Below are 18,648 nucleotides of genomic sequence, written 5' to 3'. Positions count from 1 at the left end.
GATTTATTCGTACTGCAATTAATGAACGAAGCATTTATTTTTAGGAGGACAATTATTATGCGTCAAACATTTATGGCAAATGAATCAAACATTGAGCGCAAATGGTATGTTATTGATGCTGAAGGCCAAACATTAGGTCGTTTATCATCAGAAGTAGCTGCTATATTACGCGGTAAAAATAAAGTAACTTATACACCACATGTTGATACTGGTGATTATGTAATTATCATTAATGCATCTAAAATTGAATTCACTGGTAACAAAGAACAAGACAAAATGTACCACCGTCATTCAAATCACCCAGGCGGTTTAAAATCAATCTCTGCTGGTGAATTAAAAAGAACAAATCCTGAACGTTTATTAGAAACTTCAATTAAAGGTATGTTACCAAGTACACGCTTAGGTGAAAAACAAGGTAAAAAATTATTTGTATATGGTGGCGCTGAACATCCACACGCTGCACAACAACCAGAAAACTACGAGTTACGTGGTTAATTAGAAGGAGGAAATTACATTGGCACAAGTTGAATATAAAGGCACAGGCCGTCGTAAAAACTCAGTAGCACGTGTACGTTTAGTACCTGGCGAAGGTAACATTACTGTTAACGAACGTGATGTACGTGACTACTTACCATTCGAATCATTAATTTTAGACTTAAATCAACCATTTGATGTTACAGAAACTAAAGGTAACTATGATGTTTTAGTTAACGTACACGGTGGCGGATTTACTGGACAAGCTCAAGCAATCCGACATGGAATTGCACGTGCTTTATTAGAAGCAGATCCTGAATACAGAGGTTCTTTAAAACGCGCTGGATTACTTACTCGTGACCCACGTATGAAAGAACGTAAAAAACCAGGTCTTAAAAAAGCACGTCGTTCACCACAATTCTCAAAACGTTAATTTTTGGCGAACAACATTTACACTTCCCGTTTATTGGGAAGTGTTTTTTTTATAATTTAAGACTGAGACAATTAGATGCCCCAGTCTTTATTGTTATGTAGGATTTAGATTATTCAATTAAAAAGCACTTTATTCAAGTTTTTTCAATACTATGCTATGCCCTAAAATTAAGAAAGTTTCATCAAGAAATTCTATGGATTTGACGTGTTTGATTTTGGAGCATGAGTAGTGGATTTTGAACTTAATTTGACTTCTATGTTACTTAACTATTACTATTTACAATTTCTTCTATAACACTAGTCATATCATCGTGTATAACTAAGCTAGCTGTATGATCATATGGAGTTGCATCTCTATTAATGATAACTAGGTTGTCACCTTTAAATTCTGATACAAAACCAGCAGCAGGTTGTACAACAAGTGATGAACCTAATACGATGAGCGTATCTGCATGTTGAATTTTATCTAATGCCTTGAAGACTGTTTTTTGATTTAACATCTCGCCGTATAAAACAATATCGGGTCTGATGACGTTACCACATTTTTCACAATATTTGAGATGATGTGTCATGACATATGATTTTGAGTACTCCTCATAACAGTTAATACAATAAAAGCGATTAAGTGTACCATGTAGCTCATCAATATTGTGACTACCTGCATCTTCGTGTAAACCATCTATATTTTGAGTGATGACGCCAAGTGATTTTTGCTGATTTTCCAGTTGTGCAATCCATTGATGAACAATATTAGGTTTTTTATCGGCAATTAAAAGTCTTTCATGATAAAAGTTTATAAAACTTTCTTTATTATCATGTAAATGATCAATGCTAAGCAAATACTCTGGAGACTGTCCATCTTTTGATATTTCATCATACAAGCCACCCATTGAGCGAAAATCTGGAATTCCGCTTGCAACTGAAACACCAGCTCCTGTAAAGAAAACAATTTGATTAGAGTTGTTTACGATATCTTTTAACTGTTGAATATCTGGTTTTTTCATTTGTTTTCACCTCATTATCATAGATATTATGTAAGTACTTATTTATTATCAACTACAATATAATTTAATATTAAAGAATTCATGTTATGATTTAAAGTAATGATTGAAGGTATTTCTAACTTTTTAATGAAAATCAGTAGTATTTTTGAAAATCAAAATAATCATATAAAAAGTAAAAGTTGATATTGAAAGCTACAATATAAATTTTAAATTCGTAAGATAGTAAATGATAAACTTCTAAAATAATGAATCTGTTTCAATATTATGATATATAGTAATTATAGGAAGTGAATAAATCAATGAACAAATATGATAGGTTAGATGAAATCACAAAATTAGTAAATAAACGAGGTTCTGTAAGAACAAATGAAATCGTCGAAGATCTAAATGTGTCAGATATGACTGTGCGCCGTGATCTCGCAGAGCTTGAAGAAAAAGGTGTTCTCACTAAAATACATGGTGGTGCTCGTAGTAATTCAGCTTTCCAATATAAAGAAATGTCTCATCAAGAAAAACATACACGTTTTATTGAAGAAAAACGATTTATAGCAAAGAATGCAGTAGATTTAATTGAAGATGGAGATACTATTTTCTTAGGTCCTGGTACTACAGTTCAAAAATTAGCTGAAGAAATAAATCATTATTCATTAACAATTATTACTAATTGTTTACCAGTATTTAATATATTAATAAAAAAACAAACGTTACATTTCAGAGTCTATTTATTAGGTGGGGAAATGCGTGATTTAACTGAAGCATTTGTAGGTGAGATGACAAATCAGTTATTAAGTCAACTAAGATTTAGTAAAATGTTTTTTAGTAGTAATGGTGTTAAAGATGGTCTAGCTATGACATCCTCAATAGAAGAGGCTTATACGCAACAAATTGCACTTAGTCATTCGTTGGAAAAATATTTACTGATTGACTCTTCAAAAATTGGTAAGGATGATTTTTCATCATTTTGTGAGCTTCGTGAACTCAATGCAGTTTTAACAGATAATAATGACTTGGAAAAGAAAGAAAAAATAGAATCATATGTTGAGGTTATTAGCTAAAGTCTTTAACATATTGTCTTTAAAGTGAATATAAATATATTTAAGCATCATAATAATGTCAATTAAACATTATTATTAAGCAATAAAATCAGATGATAAGAATTTTAAAATTAAATAAGTAGTTTAAGTAGAAGTAGCAATAAAGTTTTTTAAATTTATTGCTACTTTTTTGTTTAAATAAACATTTTGCATAGAGAAAAACAGCAATTTCTTTTTAAATCAACATATATCAAACAAAAATACGTGACAATTGTTTGTTATATGTTGATTATTTGTTTAAATATGTTTATAATTTAGGTGTAAAGATTTGAAAGCGCTTTTTCAAAAACACATGTGTTTAATCACCTTAATTCAAAAAAGGAGACTTATTATGACGATTATTATTGGTTCAGATGTAGATGGCAAACGCTTAAAAGAATTAATTAAAGATTATTTGGAAGACAACGATTATGATGTTTTAGATGTTACAGAAGGAAAAGATCTAGACTTTGTTGATTCAACAGTCTCTGTAGCTAAAGAAGTTCAAAAGTCCGACGACAATCTAGGTATTGCTATAGATGCCTATGGTGCAGGTAGTTTTATTGTAGCAACTAAAATTAAGGGAATGATTGCGGCTGAGGTTTCAGATGAGCGTTCAGCTTACATGACACGTAGCCATAATAATGCACGCATGATTACTATGGGAGCTGAAATTGTTGGAGATACGCTTGCTAAGAATGTCGCAAAAGAATTTGTCAATGGTCATTACGATGGTGGACGTCATCAAATCCGCGTAGATATGTTAAATAAAATGTGTTAATAGGAGGAATAAAAATGAAAATTGCAATAGGTTGCGATCATATTGTTACTGATACAAAAATGGAAGTTTCACAACACTTAAAATCACAGGGACATGAAGTGATAGATGTTGGAACTTATGATTTCACACGTACACATTATCCGATTTATGGAAAAAAGGTAGGAGAAAAAGTTGCGAGTGGTGAAGCAGATTTAGGTGTATGTATTTGTGGTACTGGTGTAGGAATTAGTAATGCTGCAAACAAAGTACCAGGTGTTAGAACTGCTTTAGTTAGAGATATGACATCAGCGCTTTATTCTAAAGAAGAGTTAAACGCCAATGTTGTAAGTTTTGGCGGTAAAGTAGCAGGTGAATTATTTATTTTCGACATCGTTGATGCATTCATTGAGGCAGAGTACAAACCTACTGAAGAAAATAAAAAATTAATTGCTAAAATCAATCATTTAGAAGCACATAACAATGACCAAGCTGATCCACATTTCTTCGACGAGTTCTTAGAAAAATGGAATAAAGGTGAATATCACGATTAAGGAAGATGTCCAATGATTTTAACATTAACTTTAAATCCCTCAGTTGATATATCTTATCCTTTAGATCAGTTTAATTTAGATACTGTTAATAGGGTATCTCAAACAAGCAAAACAGCAGGCGGTAAAGGATTAAATGTTACTAGAGTATTGTCTGAATTTGGTGAAGACGTAATAGCAAGTGGTTTTTTAGGTGGAGCATTAGGTCAATATATTGAAGAACAAATAGAAACTACTCGTATTAAACAAGCATTTTTCAAAATCAAAGGCGAAACACGAAATTGTATTGCAATACTACATGAAGGACAACAAACTGAAATCCTTGAAAAGGGTCCCACGATTGAACTTAAGGAATCAGAGGAATTCAAGTCACATCTATTAAAACTTTTCAAAGAAACTGATGTGGCTGTTATGTCTGGTAGTCTGCCCAAAGGACTTAATACTGATTATTATGCGGATATTGTGAGATTAGCAAAAGAACAAGGAATTTTGACCATTTTAGATAGCTCTGGTCAATCACTTGAGGAAGTTCTTATTAGTAATGTGAAACCTACAGTAATTAAACCCAATATAGATGAATTATCACAACTTTTAAATTACAAAGTAACCAATGATATTAAAGAATTGAAAGCGGCAGTAAGTCAGCCAATATTTAATGATATTGAATGGATTATTGTTTCATTGGGCAGTGAAGGTGCTTTTGCAAAACATAATCAAAAATTTTATAAGGTGAATATTCCCAACATTAAAGTAGTTAATCCTGTTGGGTCAGGAGATTCTACTGTAGCAGGTATTGCTTCTGGACTCATTCATCAACAAACCGATGAAGAGTTATTAAAAAAAGCAAATGCATTCGGAATGCTAAATGCAATGGAACAACAAACAGGTCATATTAATACAGATAAATTTGACGAAATATTCAAACAAATAGAAGTTATAGAGGTGTAATTTATGACAAAATCACAACAAAAAGTGTCATCAATTGAGAAATTAAGTAATCAAGAAGGTATTATTTCAGCTTTAGCATTTGATCAACGTGGTGCATTAAAAAGAATGATGGCAGAACATCAATCTGAAACACCAACAGTTGAGCAAATAGAACAATTAAAAGTACTTGTTTCTGAAGAATTAACTCAATATGCGTCTTCAATTTTATTAGATCCAGAATATGGTTTACCAGCATCAGATGCTCGAAATAATGACTGCGGACTATTACTTGCATACGAAAAAACTGGATATGATGTGAATGCGAAAGGTCGTTTGCCAGATTGCTTGGTAGAATGGTCTGCGAAACGTTTGAAAGAGCAAGGGGCCAATGCAGTTAAATTTTTACTTTATTATGATGTAGATGACACAGAAGAAATTAACATACAAAAGAAAGCATATATTGAACGAATTGGTTCAGAATGTGTTGCCGAAGATATTCCTTTCTTCTTGGAAGTTTTAACATATGACGACAATATTCCTGACAATAAAAGTGCAGAATTCGCTAAAGTTAAGCCACGTAAAGTTAATGAAGCAATGAAGTTATTCTCTGAAGATCGTTTTAATGTGGATGTACTTAAAGTTGAAGTACCTGTGAATATGAATTTTGTGGAAGGATTTTCAGAAGGAGAAGTTGTTTATACTAAAGAAGAAGCTGCACAACATTTCCGTGATCAAGATGCAGCTACTCACTTACCATATATTTATTTAAGTGCAGGTGTATCAGCAGAATTGTTCCAAGATACATTAAAATTTGCGCATGATTCTGGTGCGCAATTCAATGGTGTTTTATGTGGACGTGCCACATGGTCAGGAGCAGTTAAGGTATACATTGAAGAAGGAGAGCAAGCTGCCAGAGAATGGTTGCGTACGGTAGGATTTAAGAATATTGATGTTTTGAATACAGTATTGAAAACAACAGCTACATCATGGAAAAACAAATAATGTAAGGGAGGATATTCAAATGAATAGAGATGAGGTACAATTACTCGGATTTGAAATTGTTGCCTATGCTGGGGATGCACGTTCAAAATTATTAGAAGCTTTAAATGCTGCTAAAGATAGTGAATTTGATAAAGCAGAACAACTTGTAGAGGAAGCGAATGAATGTATTGCTAATGCACATAAAGCACAAACCAATCTTCTAGCTCAAGAGGCTAAAGGCGAGGATATCGCATATAGTATCACTATGATTCATGGTCAAGACCATTTAATGACAACATTACTTTTAAAAGATTTAATGAAGCATTTAATTGAATTATACAAAAAAGGGAGCTGACCCCTATGAATAAATTAATAGCATGGATAGAAAAAGGAAAGCCATTCTTTGAAAAAATATCACGAAATATTTATTTAAGAGCGATTCGTGATGGATTTATTGCTGCTATTCCAATTATCTTATTCTCAAGTATATTTATTTTAATTACCTATGTACCAAATGTGTTTGGTTTTACTTGGAGTAAAACTATGGAAGGTATATTGATGAAACCCTATAACTATACAATGGGAATAGTTGGTTTGCTTGTAGCAGGAACCACAGCTAAATCTTTAACTGATTCTTACAATCGAAAACTAGATAAAACGAATCAGATTAACTTTATTTCGACAATGATGGCAGCTATTTGTGGATTTTTATTCTTAGCTGCTGATCCTGTTAAAGATGGTGGATTTTCAAGTGCATTTATGGGAACAAAAGGTTTATTGACAGCCTTTATTTCTGCGTTTATTACCGTGATTGTTTATAATTTCTTTGTCAAAAGAAATATTACCATTAAAATGCCTAAAGAAGTACCACCAAATATATCTCAAGTATTTAAAGATATTTTCCCTTTATCAGCCGTAATTTTAATTTTGTATGCTTTAGACTTACTTTCTAGAGCAATAGTCCACACGAATGTAGCAAATGCAGTATTAAAAGTATTTGAGCCACTATTTACTGCGGCAGATGGTTGGATTGGGGTAACACTCATATTCGGTGCGTTTGCGTTCTTCTGGTTTGTAGGTATTCATGGACCTTCTATTGTTGAACCAGCGATTGCAGCAATTACTTATGCGAACCTTGAAACAAATTTACACTTAATACAAGCTGGAGAACATGCTGATAAAGTAATTACACCGGGTACACAGATGTTCGTAGCAACTATGGGAGGAACCGGTGCAACATTAGTTGTTCCATTTATGTTTATGTGGTTAACAAAATCAAAAAGAAATAAAGCGATAGGTAGAGCATCAGTCGTACCTACATTCTTTGGTGTCAATGAACCCATACTTTTTGGTGCACCACTAGTACTAAATCCGGTATTCTTTATACCTTTTATTTTTGCACCTATAGTAAATATATGGATTTTTAAATTTTTTGTTGATGTTTTAAATATGAATAGTTTTAGTATCTTTTTACCTTGGACTACTCCTGGTCCACTCGGTATTGTTATGGGGACTGGATTTGCATTTTGGTCATTTGTGTTAGCAATATTACTTATTGTTGTTGATGTGATTATTTACTATCCATTCTTAAAAGTATACGATGAACAAGTGCTTGAAGAAGAATTAGGAAATAAAGAAGCAAATAATGAATTAAAAGAAAAAGTATCAGCAAACTTTGATACGAAAAAAGCCGATGCTATTTTAGCAACTGCAGGGGCAAGTGAAGCGGATACTGATGATACATCTTCAGTTGATGAAACAACTTCTACATCCTCTACAGATACTATTAGTGAACAAACAAATGTTTTAGTTTTATGTGCAGGTGGAGGTACAAGTGGTTTACTAGCTAATGCTTTAAATAAAGCTGCTGAAGAGTATGAAGTACCAGTAAAAGCAGCAGCAGGTGGTTATGGTGCACATATGGATATTATGAAAGATTATCAATTAATTATCTTAGCACCACAAGTTGCTTCGAATTTTGAAGATATTAAACAAGATACTGATCGCTTAGGAATTAAATTAGCCAAAACTGAAGGCGCTCAATATATCAAGTTAACAAGAGACGGTGAGGCGGCTTTAGAATTTGTAAAACAACAATTTAACAATTAAAAAGGAGTTTTATATATGACTAAGAAATTACCTGATGACTTTATTTTTGGTGGAGCAACCGCTGCTTATCAAGCAGAAGGAGCTACTCAGACTGATGGTAAAGGGCGTGTCGCTTGGGACACGTATTTAGAGGAGAATTATTGGTACACAGCTGAACCAGCAAGTGATTTTTATAACAGATATCCTGTTGACTTGGAATTAAGTGAACGCTTTGGTGTAAATGGTATACGTATCTCAATTGCTTGGTCTCGTATTTTTCCTAAAGGTTACGGTGAAGTGAATCAAAAAGGTGTCGAGTATTATCATAATCTTTTCAAAGAATGTCATAAACGTCATGTTGAACCTTTTGTAACATTACATCACTTTGACACACCAGAGGTACTTCACAAAGATGGAGATTTCTTAAATCGTAAAACAATAGACTATTTTGTAGATTATGCTGAATTTTGTTTTAAAGAATTTCCAGAAGTTAAGTATTGGACAACATTCAATGAAATTGGGCCGATTGGTGATGGTCAATATTTAGTTGGTAAATTCCCTCCAGGTATCAAATATGACTTTGAAAAAGTATTCCAATCTCATCATAATATGATGGTTGCACACGCACGTGCTGTTAAACTTTTTAAAGATGAAAATTATAAGGGAGAAATAGGTGTTGTCCATGCATTACCTACAAAATATCCATATGATCCATCTAATCCTGAAGATGTGAGAGCAGCCGAACTTGAAGACATTATTCATAATAAATTTATTTTAGATGCAACATACCTTGGTAAGTACTCACGTGAAACGATGGAAGGAGTACAACACATCTTATCTGTGAATGGTGGTCAATTAGAGATTTCTGATGAAGACTACAAAATTTTAGATGAAGCTAAGGATTTAAACGATTTCTTAGGTATTAATTATTATATGAGTGACTGGATGCGTGGTTTTGAAGGCGAATCTGAAATAACACATAATGCCACTGGTGATAAAGGTGGATCTAAGTATCAACTTAAAGGTGTAGGACAACGTGAATTTGATGTTGATGTTCCTAGAACCGATTGGGATTGGATGATTTATCCACAAGGTTTATATGACCAAATTATGCGTGTAGTAAAAGATTATCCGAATTATCATAAGATTTATATTACTGAAAATGGATTAGGATATAAAGATGTATTCGACGAAAAAGAAAAAACAGTACATGACGATGCACGAATTGACTATATTAAACAGCATCTAAGTGTGATAGCAGATGCGATTGCAGATGGTGCCAATGTTAAGGGATACTTCTTATGGTCTCTTATGGATGTATTTTCATGGTCAAATGGTTATGAAAAAAGATACGGTTTATTCTACGTTGATTTTGAAACACAAGAAAGATTCCCTAAGAAAAGTGCATATTGGTACAAAGAACTTGCAGAAAGTAAAGAAATTAAATAAAAGCTAAATATTAACTAGTAAATAAGTCATCTAACTAAGAGCACTTATTAAAGTATTTAAAACAAAAACGATTATTTCCAATGAAAATGATTTGGAAATAATCGTTTTTTAATACGTATATTCATTTTCAAGTAAAGTAGTTTAAAATGAAGTTATGTCTAATTGTGATATATCTTATCGAACCAAGATTATTTTAAAGTAATCCCATAAATCAAATAATTTATTACTAATAATAGTATAATTAATAAATAAACATGAAGAGGGCTAATGATGAAGTCAAAATTCACAATTCTATTATTTACAATCTTTTCTACAACAGTATTAGTTTTGGTTATTATTTATAACAAAACTCAATCCCAATCATACATTTCGACTCACTATTCTAATAATAAAATAAAAACAACAGCAACACTTTTTTTACATGGTTATGGTGGTAGCGAACGCTCAGAAACGTTTATGGTCAAACAAGCGTTAAATAAAAATGTAACCAATGAGGTGATAACCGCTAGAGTGAGTAGTGAAGGAAAAGTATATTTTGATAAAAAATTAAGTGAAGATGCAGCAAACCCTATTGTCAAAGTAGAATTTAAAGATAATAAAAATGGAAATTTTAAAGAAAATGCTTATTGGATTAAAGAAGTTCTATCACAACTAAAAAGTCAATTTGGAATTCAACAATTTAATTTTGTAGGACATTCAATGGGGAACATGTCATTTGCTTTTTACATGAAAAATTATGGGGACGATCGACATTTGCCACAACTTAAAAAGGAAGTTAATATAGCGGGAGTTTATAACGGGATTTTGAATATGAATGAGAACGTGAATGAAATTATCGTTGATAAACAGGGGAAACCAAGTAGAATGAATGCCGCATATCGGCAATTGTTATCACTGCATAAGATTTATTGTGGTAAGGAAATAGAAGTTTTAAATATCTACGGAGATTTAGAAGATGGCTCACATTCAGATGGACGTGTGTCAAATAGCTCTTCTCAATCGCTTCAATATTTACTAAGAGGTAGCACTAAGTCTTATCAAGAAATGAAATTTAAAGGTGCAAAGGCACAACATAGTCAATTACATGAGAATAAAGATGTTGCAAATGAAATCATACAATTCTTATGGGAAACTTAAAAGTAGTAAACAAAACGCACGATTGAATGATAACTTGACTTTCAAGTGAATCAATCGTGCGTCTTTTAGTAATAGTCTAAAATTCATCGCGTGAACAAGATGGAATCAATTCATTCGCAATTAACTCAATTAATTCTATTCTAGCGTCTTCACCAAATACATGAGGTAAGATGATGATTTCATCCACTTTAAATTGTTGATGAAGTAAGGTAAGTTGTTCCGCAACATCATTTGGCATTCCGTATATGATTTTCGATTTCATCTTTTCAAGCTTTTCTAATTCTCGTTGACTATAATGCTTGTTCTGTGCTGTTTCAATCGATGGATAACTCTTAGGTTGATTTAAATAGTTAATACGCATCAACCAAAGTTGAAGCGTATGTAGCAATTGTTTAACTCTAGATAAATTAGAAGCTGTTACCACAAAAGTTGCTAAAATAACATATGGTTTCGCATTATTAATTTCACCATGATAAGCTTTAAAATATTTTCTATAAGTGCTTATAGCTTCATGAAGGTCTGTCTCAGATTGTCCCATTCGTGCAATAACAAAAGGTAGTCCGCGCTGAGCAGCTAATTTTGCGCTTCTATTACTCATACCTAAAATATATAGTTGAGGAAATGAAGTAACCATAGGTGTAGCTAATAATGATTTAAAACGATGGTCTTGAGTTGTATCGTTATTGAAGTATTTAAGCAAATCAGTAATCTGAGTATTGAATGGTAATTTTTCATTTTTGTTTTCATTTAGTGCTGCATTAACATTTTTAAAGCTTGGCGAACGTCCGATAGCCATATCGATACGTTGGGGGTGTCTTGCTGCCATAATTTTAAATTGCTCAGCTACTTTATAAGGACTATAATGTGGTAACATCACACCTCCACTACCAACTCTGATGTGTTGTGTGTGTTCTAAAATCGACATCATTATTATTTCAGGTGCACTCGAAACGACAGAATAAACTTGATGATGTTCTGCAACCCAGTATCGTAAGTACCCAAGTTTCTCAGCGTGTTGGGCTAATTTAATACTATGCTTTAGGGCGTCATTTGGGGTACGCCCTTCGAACAACGGGACATAATCAAGTAAACTTAATCTCATGAACACACATCTCCTCTTCATTTATATTCAGGATACTATAAATATTATTATACAAATGATATGTAATGATTGCGATTGAATTGTTTAGGGTAACACAATAGCATAAACTACTATTATAAGGATGATGATGATATGAATAATGAACAAATAGTATTTAATAAAGTACCAGACGGAATGCCACAAGACGATACATTTAAATATGAAGATATAGATGTTATTGAACCTTCAGAAAATGAATTGCAATTGAAAACATTATATATATCGGTTGATCCATATATGAGAGGACGTATGACAAATGCTGATTCTTATGTAGATCCGTTCAAACAAGGGGAACCGTTCAATGGACATACGGTATCTAAAGTTTTGAAATCCAAGGATAGTAATTTTGATGAAGGTGATATAGTAGTGGGTATGCTACCTTGGAGAAAAATAAATACAGTAAATAGTGAGTATGTTAACAAAGTACCTACTTCTGACGTACCATTACATCTTTATCTTAGTGTGTTGGGGATGCCTGGTCAGACTGCTTATCATGGATTACTTGATATTGGACAACCTAAAGAAGGTGAAACAGTAGTTATTTCAGCAGCTTCAGGTGCAGTTGGTTCAGTTGTGGGCCAAATTGCGAAGCTTAAAGGTTGCAGAGTCGTTGGTATAGCTGGTGGAGATAAAAAAGTGAACTATCTAAAAAATGAACTTCGTTTTGATGCTGGTATCGATTACAAAAAAGATAATTTCCCTGAAGCGTTAAAAGAAGCGGTGCCTAACGGTATAGATGTCTACTTCGAAAATGTAGGTGGATATATTGGCGATGAAGTCTTCAAACATCTCAATACACATGCAAGAATTCCTGTTTGTGGTGCGATTTCATCCTATAATCATCCAGAAAAAGATATTGGACCACGCATTCAGCAAACATTGATTAAAAATCAAGCAATGATGAGAGGTTTCATAGTAGCAGAATTCGCTGATGGTTTTAAAGAAGCGAGCAAACAATTAGCTCAATGGGTTCAAGAGAATAAAATTAAAACACAAGTTTCAGTAGAAGATGGTTTTGATAAAGTGCCGCAAGCCTTTAGAAATCTGCTAACTGGTGATAATTTTGGTAAACAAGTTATTAAAGTGGCAAGTGAATAAAAGCAAAGCATTAATTTACTTGTCGATAAAACGTTTGCACTATAAGTGGTAAATTGAAGTGATATAATAAAATTAAATAATTTTAAAGAGGTGGCACTATGAAAGCGATAGGATTTAAGTCTTCATTCCAATTAGATGAAGGAAATTGTTTTGAGGAATTTAACTTTGATATACCTCATCCATCCGGCCATGAATTATTAGTCAAGGTTCAAAGTATTAGTGTGAATCCTGTTGATACAAAACAGCGTACAATGCCAGTTGACAAAGTGCCACGTGTACTTGGCTTTGATGCTGTTGGTGTGATTGAAAAGATAGGAGATCAAGTGTCAATGTTTCAAGAAGGGGACGTCGTTTTTTATTCAGGTTCTCCTAACCAAAATGGTTCGAATGAAGAATATCAATTAATAGAGGAATATTTAGTAGCTAAAGCACCTACAAATTTGAAAAGTGAACAAGCAGCTAGCCTACCTTTAACTGGGCTAACAGCTTATGAAACGCTTTTCGATGTTTTTGGAATTTCAAAAGAACCATCTGAAAATAAAGGTAAATCATTGTTAATAATTAATGGAGCAGGTGGTGTAGGTAGTATTGCAACACAGATAGCGAAATTTTATGGGTTGAAGGTTATTACAACTGCTTCGAGAGAGGATACTATAAAGTGGTCTGTTAATATGGGTGCTGATGTTGTACTGAATCATAAGAAAGATTTAAGTCAACAATTTAAAGATAATCATATTGAGGGTGTTAACTATATCTTTTGTACATTCGATACAGATATGTATTATGAAATGATGGTTAACTTAGTTAAACCTAGAGGACATATTGCGACAATTGTCGCATTTAATTCGCAACAAGATTTAAATTTATTGAAATCTAAAAGTGTAACATTTACGCATGAATTTATGTTTTCAAGACCATTACACCATACAGATGATGTAATCAAACATCATGAATATCTTAAGGATATAACAGAAAAGGTTGAACAGGGATATTATCAACCAACTACCACGAAAGTTATCGACGGATTAGATGTAGATAGCCTTTATGAAGCGCATCAAATTTTAGAGTCTCATTCTATGATTGGTAAGCTTGTTATCAATCTTAAGTAAAAAACGTCATAAAAATCTTAGTATATGCATGAAAAGGTGATAACATTTAATATCCTAATTCAGTTTGAAGATTTAATATGAAACGTAATCCATACGAGACAAGCGTTTATTTTAACTCAGTGATTAATTATTAATACACTATAAAAGCCTGGATCAATTGATGTTCCAGGCTTTTATATTTGTCATTTGAAAATTATTAATCATTTCAAACAGAGTGTGATAGAACATGTATATTTAATCTTTTGATGTAATGTATTAGTCGATTATAACCATGAATTTTAATTTAACCACTTTTACTTTATTTGAATGATGATATTCTTACTTAAGTCTACTATTTGTATCAATCGTGTTTAAATATGTTTAGTTCCTGCCTGGTGATTAATATCATTTTATATAAGTTAGTGTAATATTTTGTTCTTATACGCAGTCAACATAAAGTCATTACAATATAGCTTATAGTGACTGTATTACCATTTTCATGAATGGTTATTTCAATTATTCGATTCTAATACAAATATCCAATAAAAGAACAACCTAGACGTTATCAGACATATATAACACCAGACAAGAAAAAACATATATTAAAATTTAAAGCTCTATAATGAAATTAAAATTAATTTGCTTAATTCTGGTTTTCAATTAAAAAAATAGGGAATAATGACTGTAAGCTGTACTTCTTTAAATATATTTTAATTAAGATATCAATTTGAATTATTAATGTTTTAAAAAATATTTATAGGGTACCTAATTGATGTATAATCTAAAATTAACTTTTGCTAAGGAGGTGACGTGCGAGGTGAAAAGACTTAAGAATTTTATTCTCGGCTTACTCATTGTGGCTATAGTTGGCTTCCTATTATTTATGTATATAGATGATAGTCGCATTCAAAGTTATCAAGACTACTTCTTACAATTTAATTGGTTCCAACCACTATTGATTGGGCTTGCAGGATTACTTATATTAATCGGACTTATATTAGTACTTAGTATTTTTAAACCTACGCATCGCAAACCTGGACTTTATAAAAACTTTGATGATGGACATATTTACGTATCACGTAAAGCTGTTGAAAAAACAATTTACGATACAATCGCTAAATATGATCAAGTTAGACAACCAAATGTTGTAAGTAAGCTTTATAACAAAAAGAATAAATCATTTATTGACATCAAAGCAGATTTCTTCGTACCAAACCATGTTCAAGTTAAGAGTTTAACAGAGAGTATCCGTGCTGATATCAAAAGTAATGTTGAACACTTTACTGAAATTCCTGTTAGAAAATTAGAAGTTAACGTACGTGATCAGAAAACATCTGGTCCACGTGTATTGTAAGGGAGGGATACCATGGCTGATAATAACAATCAAAACGGACAAGACGCTACTCAACAATTTATAAATATTTTAAAATCGTTTAAATGGCGTATTATTGGATTTTTAGCATTTTTAATTATAGCTATATTATTCCTAACTCTCGGATTCTGGAAGACAATTTTAATTATAGTGTTATGTTTAATAGGAATCGGTATCGGGTATATTAAAGACCGTACACAAGATTTCTTAAACTTCCTAAATAGATGGAGTTAGACTCAGATATTAAGAAGTTTCTAATCAATTAATTTATGAATAAAACTAATTTAAAAATAAAGGAGAATGTATTATGGCAGTAGATAACAATAAAGCTAAACAAGCATATGATAATCAAACAGGTGTTAATGAACAAGAAAGAAAAGAGCAACAACAAGCTCAAAATAATCAACCTCAATTTGAAAACAAATTAACTTTCTCAGATGAAGTAGTTGAAAAAATTGCAGGTATTGCAGCACGTGAAGTTAAAGGAATTTTAGACATGAAAGGTGGCTTCACAGATAGCTTTACTAACGCTTTCTCAAACGGTAACAATGTAACTACAGGCGTATCTGTAGAAGTTGGAGAAAAACAAGCTGCTGTAGATTTAAAAGTTATTTTAGAATATGGTGAATCTGCACCTAAAATTTTCCGTAAAGTGACAGACTTAGTTAAAGAACAAGTAAAATATATTACTGGTTTAGAAGTTGTTGAAGTTAACATGCAAGTTGACGACGTAATGACAAAAAAAGAATGGCAACAAAAAAATGAAAAAGATAACAAAGAAAACAATGAAAGAGAAGGTTTAAAATAATCAATCTCTTGATGTATACCAAAAAAGCACTTGAGCATGACGCTCAAGTGCTTTTTGATTTTATAAATCATTCTTTCTATGAAGTGGATTATTCACTTTAATATACGTATATTCATGTGCTTGATCCTCTAAACGCATTGTTGTGACACACTTATAATCGATTTCGGATGCGAAAATAGTGCGCTTGATGTTGTTGAGATGTTGTTTTGAAATGTGAATCATGTGATTAAAAATGTCTTCTACTGTTTGTGAAATAATTTGCCATATTTCTTGTTCAAGGACTTTACTATTAGAATATTTAGCTATTGTAATAACGAGTTCACCTAAATGATTTTGAACTGTTGAATAGAACATTTTATTAAATACTGATGTTTTAGAATTTGTAAGGATTCTAGATTTTTCATGGAAATGTCTAGTGGTAAATCCAGCATTATTCAATTGTTCATTATCAATACGTAATCCTTCAAAGTCCCTGATATAAATCATATTTAGTGAGCCATCTTTATTAAAAGTTGCCACTGAATTTTGTAAATGTGCCTCTAGCGAAATTCCATATTTTGAATAAAGAGGGATAACTAAGCCAAGAAGAGCTTTGCTATAGTCTTTAATCCATTGTTTCGCTGCTTCTTCATAATTTTTATATTGATGCGTATTTTGATACGTTTTGATTAACGTACAGATTGGTGCTTCAGTATTATAGGGATAGGTCGCAACCAAACTTGATGGAATTACTGGCACTGTTTCATTAGATATAAATTGATATAAATTATTTCTAAACAAAGTCCCTAATTGTTCACTTCGATCTGTTTGAATTGACTCATTGTCGTTTCGATTATAAAAGTGTATCCCTGCATTTTCATCGATATAAGTAGATTGATAATGTGAAAAATCTTCATCTTTTGACATAATCTCTCTTAAAATTTGCGTCACTAATGGTCCATTATATGTCGTCTGTTCAGACAATGTTCGAATCTCACCGGTTATATGTACATTCGTCGATAACTTGATGTGCGGGGATAAATCAGGTTGTTTAGGTACTAACGTTCTAAATGATAGACCGGCATAGTATGGTACCGAATGATTACTTATCAATATTAACTTTTCATTTAGTTCATCCCGATAATCACTTTGTAAAATATGTTTTATTTGCCAAGGGTGAACCATCATTAAATGATAATTTTGTAAATTAAAATCTTCGCCAAATTCTTTTTCTAAGGTTTTAATTAAGTCGGGAAACATTTGCTTTACGGCAACATTGTAATCTACATTCAATGATTGAATACGACTTATACTTTTATGAATAAACACGGCTTTTAGATAAATAACATTACCAAATTCTGATGAATACATAAAGTTTTCCTCAGCATTCATTCCTTTTCTTAACTTAGCACCAGGATGAAGGGGATGACCTTCGATGACAGATTGTTCGGAACGCAAGTAACTATCATTTGCATTTTTAATAAGGTTATATAATGGCGCTCTTTCATTACGCATCGTATAGTGCTGGAAACTTAAAGCAAAAGTCATATTAGCTGCACTATTATTTAAATCATTTCTAAATTGTACGCTAGCCTCGTTATTTAAGTTTTCATCTTCAATTAATATCCAATCTAATATTTGATTAGGATGTAGTACACGTTCAAAATCATCTTCTTTACTTAGATTCTTAAAATAAAAAGGTCCTTCAACATCAATGCGATCGAATGCATGCATTCCAGTTATTGGTGCATACAAATAAATATTAGATATTGGAAAATAGATTTCTAAAATGGCAATCACATTAACTCCGTATCCAGCAAACTGATGTCGATTAAGTATACGACTATGATCGCGACTTTTTACTAAATTCTCCCTATGTAAAGATGTAATTAAACGTTGACTTACTTTATCACGTCCATCTAATAAATGATCAATATAATTAGAAGACCAATTAGGATCATGATGTTTAAGAAAGTCATATACATTATGTTCATCTTCAGTCATTATTATATTTTGTTTATTTATAAATTGATTGAAATTCATAATTCACCTCTAAAAAATATTTTACAAAAATAAATAACATTTGTATAATCCATATTAATGATAATGATAATTATTATCAATGAAAAAGACAGGTGGAATTTGATGGCAAAATATTTCTTTTCCAGTTCTTTTCTGTTATTTTTAGGAAATTGGATTGGTCAAGTGGGTTTAAATTGGTTCGTACTCACAACATATCATAATGCTGTATATTTGGGTTTAGTTAATTTCTGTCGTCTTATACCTATT

The 18,648-nt window shown here is 32.0% G+C and carries 19 protein-coding genes and 1 pseudogene; 17 read left to right on the top strand and 3 right to left on the bottom strand.

What is annotated here, in order from left to right:
• Nucleotides 1-57: 57 nt before the first annotated feature.
• Nucleotides 58-495, top strand: coding sequence for a 50S ribosomal protein L13 (gene rplM / locus HMPREF2576_RS06380; protein ID WP_001829751.1), 438 nt, complete (start codon nucleotides 58-60; stop codon nucleotides 493-495).
• Between the two features lie 19 nt (nucleotides 496-514).
• Complete coding sequence (gene rpsI, locus HMPREF2576_RS06375) at nucleotides 515-907, top strand: 30S ribosomal protein S9 (RefSeq protein WP_001829714.1); 393 nt, start codon at nucleotides 515-517, stop codon at nucleotides 905-907.
• Nucleotides 908-1,169: 262 nt separating this feature from the next.
• Here the strand turns inward: rpsI and HMPREF2576_RS06370 are convergent, their stop codons facing one another.
• On the bottom strand, nucleotides 1,170-1,910 hold the full coding sequence (locus HMPREF2576_RS06370) for an NAD-dependent protein deacylase (protein ID WP_001829706.1): 741 nt from the start codon (nucleotides 1,908-1,910) through the stop codon (nucleotides 1,170-1,172).
• 299 nt (nucleotides 1,911-2,209) lie between these two features.
• Between HMPREF2576_RS06370 and HMPREF2576_RS06365 the strand changes: the two genes are divergently transcribed.
• The 9 genes from HMPREF2576_RS06365 (at nucleotide 2,210) to HMPREF2576_RS06325 (ending at nucleotide 10,873) form a co-directional block, all read left to right on the top strand.
• Nucleotides 2,210-2,965 carry a DeoR/GlpR family DNA-binding transcription regulator gene (locus tag HMPREF2576_RS06365; protein WP_001829761.1) on the top strand — a complete coding sequence of 252 codons (756 nt, stop codon included), beginning with the start codon at nucleotides 2,210-2,212 and terminating at the stop codon, nucleotides 2,963-2,965.
• Nucleotides 2,966-3,335: 370 nt separating this feature from the next.
• Nucleotides 3,336-3,764 carry a galactose-6-phosphate isomerase subunit LacA gene (gene lacA / locus HMPREF2576_RS06360; protein WP_001829760.1) on the top strand — a complete coding sequence of 143 codons (429 nt, stop codon included), beginning with the start codon at nucleotides 3,336-3,338 and terminating at the stop codon, nucleotides 3,762-3,764.
• 14 nt (nucleotides 3,765-3,778) lie between these two features.
• Nucleotides 3,779-4,294 carry a galactose-6-phosphate isomerase subunit LacB gene (lacB, locus tag HMPREF2576_RS06355; protein ID WP_001829777.1) on the top strand — a complete coding sequence of 172 codons (516 nt, stop codon included), beginning with the start codon at nucleotides 3,779-3,781 and terminating at the stop codon, nucleotides 4,292-4,294.
• 12 nt (nucleotides 4,295-4,306) lie between these two features.
• Entirely contained in the window at nucleotides 4,307-5,239 is a 933-nt protein-coding gene (locus tag HMPREF2576_RS06350) for a tagatose-6-phosphate kinase (protein WP_001829786.1), read from the top strand.
• Between the two features lie 3 nt (nucleotides 5,240-5,242).
• On the top strand, nucleotides 5,243-6,220 hold the full coding sequence (gene lacD / locus HMPREF2576_RS06345) for a tagatose-bisphosphate aldolase (protein WP_001829784.1): 978 nt from the start codon (nucleotides 5,243-5,245) through the stop codon (nucleotides 6,218-6,220).
• A 19-nt stretch (nucleotides 6,221-6,239) separates the two neighbouring features.
• Nucleotides 6,240-6,554 (top strand): PTS lactose/cellobiose transporter subunit IIA, encoded by a 315-nt coding sequence (locus HMPREF2576_RS06340; protein ID WP_001829758.1) that lies wholly within the window; start codon nucleotides 6,240-6,242, stop codon nucleotides 6,552-6,554.
• Between the two features lie 5 nt (nucleotides 6,555-6,559).
• The gene (locus HMPREF2576_RS06335; RefSeq protein WP_001829731.1) at nucleotides 6,560-8,308 is read left to right on the top strand and encodes a lactose-specific PTS transporter subunit EIIC; all 1,749 of its coding nucleotides are present in this window, start codon (nucleotides 6,560-6,562) and stop codon (nucleotides 8,306-8,308) included.
• A 15-nt stretch (nucleotides 8,309-8,323) separates the two neighbouring features.
• A complete protein-coding gene (gene lacG, locus HMPREF2576_RS06330; RefSeq protein WP_001832731.1) occupies nucleotides 8,324-9,736 on the top strand; it encodes a 6-phospho-beta-galactosidase in 1,413 nt (470 codons plus the stop codon).
• Nucleotides 9,737-10,006: 270 nt separating this feature from the next.
• Entirely contained in the window at nucleotides 10,007-10,873 is an 867-nt protein-coding gene (locus HMPREF2576_RS06325) for an alpha/beta hydrolase (RefSeq protein ID WP_002438596.1), read from the top strand.
• A gap of 76 nt (nucleotides 10,874-10,949) precedes the next feature.
• Here the strand turns inward: HMPREF2576_RS06325 and HMPREF2576_RS06320 are convergent, their stop codons facing one another.
• Nucleotides 10,950-11,975 (bottom strand): LLM class flavin-dependent oxidoreductase, encoded by a 1,026-nt coding sequence (locus tag HMPREF2576_RS06320; protein ID WP_001829769.1) that lies wholly within the window; start codon nucleotides 11,973-11,975, stop codon nucleotides 10,950-10,952.
• Nucleotides 11,976-12,107: 132 nt separating this feature from the next.
• Between HMPREF2576_RS06320 and HMPREF2576_RS06315 the strand changes: the two genes are divergently transcribed.
• The 5 genes from HMPREF2576_RS06315 to HMPREF2576_RS06295 all read left to right on the top strand — a co-directional run bounded on the left by HMPREF2576_RS06315 (nucleotide 12,108) and on the right by HMPREF2576_RS06295 (nucleotide 16,380).
• A complete protein-coding gene (locus HMPREF2576_RS06315; protein WP_001829756.1) occupies nucleotides 12,108-13,112 on the top strand; it encodes an NADP-dependent oxidoreductase in 1,005 nt (334 codons plus the stop codon).
• 98 nt (nucleotides 13,113-13,210) lie between these two features.
• The gene (locus tag HMPREF2576_RS06310; RefSeq protein WP_002438598.1) at nucleotides 13,211-14,221 is read left to right on the top strand and encodes a zinc-binding alcohol dehydrogenase family protein; all 1,011 of its coding nucleotides are present in this window, start codon (nucleotides 13,211-13,213) and stop codon (nucleotides 14,219-14,221) included.
• Between the two features lie 796 nt (nucleotides 14,222-15,017).
• Nucleotides 15,018-15,554: an alkaline shock response membrane anchor protein AmaP gene (gene amaP, locus HMPREF2576_RS06305; RefSeq protein WP_001829712.1), complete on the top strand. Its 537-nt coding sequence runs from the start codon at nucleotides 15,018-15,020 to the stop codon at nucleotides 15,552-15,554.
• A gap of 12 nt (nucleotides 15,555-15,566) precedes the next feature.
• Nucleotides 15,567-15,806, top strand: a complete 240-nt coding sequence (locus HMPREF2576_RS06300) for a DUF2273 domain-containing protein (protein WP_001829717.1) — start codon at nucleotides 15,567-15,569, stop codon at nucleotides 15,804-15,806.
• Between the two features lie 73 nt (nucleotides 15,807-15,879).
• Complete coding sequence (locus tag HMPREF2576_RS06295; protein WP_001829780.1) at nucleotides 15,880-16,380, top strand: Asp23/Gls24 family envelope stress response protein; 501 nt, start codon at nucleotides 15,880-15,882, stop codon at nucleotides 16,378-16,380.
• 60 nt (nucleotides 16,381-16,440) lie between these two features.
• On the opposite strand, the gene HMPREF2576_RS06290 is transcribed toward HMPREF2576_RS06295, so the two are convergent.
• Nucleotides 16,441-18,402 (bottom strand): IucA/IucC family protein, encoded by a 1,962-nt coding sequence (locus HMPREF2576_RS06290; protein ID WP_070856358.1) that lies wholly within the window; start codon nucleotides 18,400-18,402, stop codon nucleotides 16,441-16,443.
• Nucleotides 18,403-18,504: 102 nt separating this feature from the next.
• On the opposite strand from HMPREF2576_RS06290, the pseudogene HMPREF2576_RS12150 reads away from it, so the two are divergent.
• Nucleotides 18,505-18,648, top strand: a pseudogene (locus tag HMPREF2576_RS12150) (MFS transporter); the annotation flags it as partial.

It is taken from the genome of Staphylococcus sp. HMSC063F05, from assembly GCF_001837075.1.
GTDB lineage: Bacteria > Bacillota > Bacilli > Staphylococcales > Staphylococcaceae > Staphylococcus > Staphylococcus epidermidis.
This window is presented reverse-complemented; position numbering and strand designations above follow the sequence as displayed.

Bases quoted from the DNA above. Each gene is read 5' to 3' on its own strand.
- rplM (WP_001829751.1), top strand. From the start codon at position 58: ATGCGTCAAACATTTATGGCAAATGAATCAAACATTGAGCGCAAATGG.
- HMPREF2576_RS06370 (WP_001829706.1), bottom strand. From the start codon at position 1,910: ATGAAAAAACCAGATATTCAACAGTTAAAAGATATCGTAAACAACTCT.
- HMPREF2576_RS06365 (WP_001829761.1), top strand. From the start codon at position 2,210: ATGAACAAATATGATAGGTTAGATGAAATCACAAAATTAGTAAATAAA.
- lacA (WP_001829760.1), top strand. From the start codon at position 3,336: ATGACGATTATTATTGGTTCAGATGTAGATGGCAAACGCTTAAAAGAA.
- lacB (WP_001829777.1), top strand. From the start codon at position 3,779: ATGAAAATTGCAATAGGTTGCGATCATATTGTTACTGATACAAAAATG.
- HMPREF2576_RS06350 (WP_001829786.1), top strand. From the start codon at position 4,307: ATGATTTTAACATTAACTTTAAATCCCTCAGTTGATATATCTTATCCT.
- lacD (WP_001829784.1), top strand. From the start codon at position 5,243: ATGACAAAATCACAACAAAAAGTGTCATCAATTGAGAAATTAAGTAAT.
- HMPREF2576_RS06340 (WP_001829758.1), top strand. From the start codon at position 6,240: ATGAATAGAGATGAGGTACAATTACTCGGATTTGAAATTGTTGCCTAT.
- HMPREF2576_RS06335 (WP_001829731.1), top strand. From the start codon at position 6,560: ATGAATAAATTAATAGCATGGATAGAAAAAGGAAAGCCATTCTTTGAA.
- lacG (WP_001832731.1), top strand. From the start codon at position 8,324: ATGACTAAGAAATTACCTGATGACTTTATTTTTGGTGGAGCAACCGCT.
- HMPREF2576_RS06325 (WP_002438596.1), top strand. From the start codon at position 10,007: ATGAAGTCAAAATTCACAATTCTATTATTTACAATCTTTTCTACAACA.
- HMPREF2576_RS06320 (WP_001829769.1), bottom strand. From the start codon at position 11,975: ATGAGATTAAGTTTACTTGATTATGTCCCGTTGTTCGAAGGGCGTACC.
- HMPREF2576_RS06315 (WP_001829756.1), top strand. From the start codon at position 12,108: ATGAATAATGAACAAATAGTATTTAATAAAGTACCAGACGGAATGCCA.
- HMPREF2576_RS06310 (WP_002438598.1), top strand. From the start codon at position 13,211: ATGAAAGCGATAGGATTTAAGTCTTCATTCCAATTAGATGAAGGAAAT.
- HMPREF2576_RS06300 (WP_001829717.1), top strand. From the start codon at position 15,567: ATGGCTGATAATAACAATCAAAACGGACAAGACGCTACTCAACAATTT.
- HMPREF2576_RS06295 (WP_001829780.1), top strand. From the start codon at position 15,880: ATGGCAGTAGATAACAATAAAGCTAAACAAGCATATGATAATCAAACA.
- HMPREF2576_RS06290 (WP_070856358.1), bottom strand. From the start codon at position 18,402: ATGAATTTCAATCAATTTATAAATAAACAAAATATAATAATGACTGAA.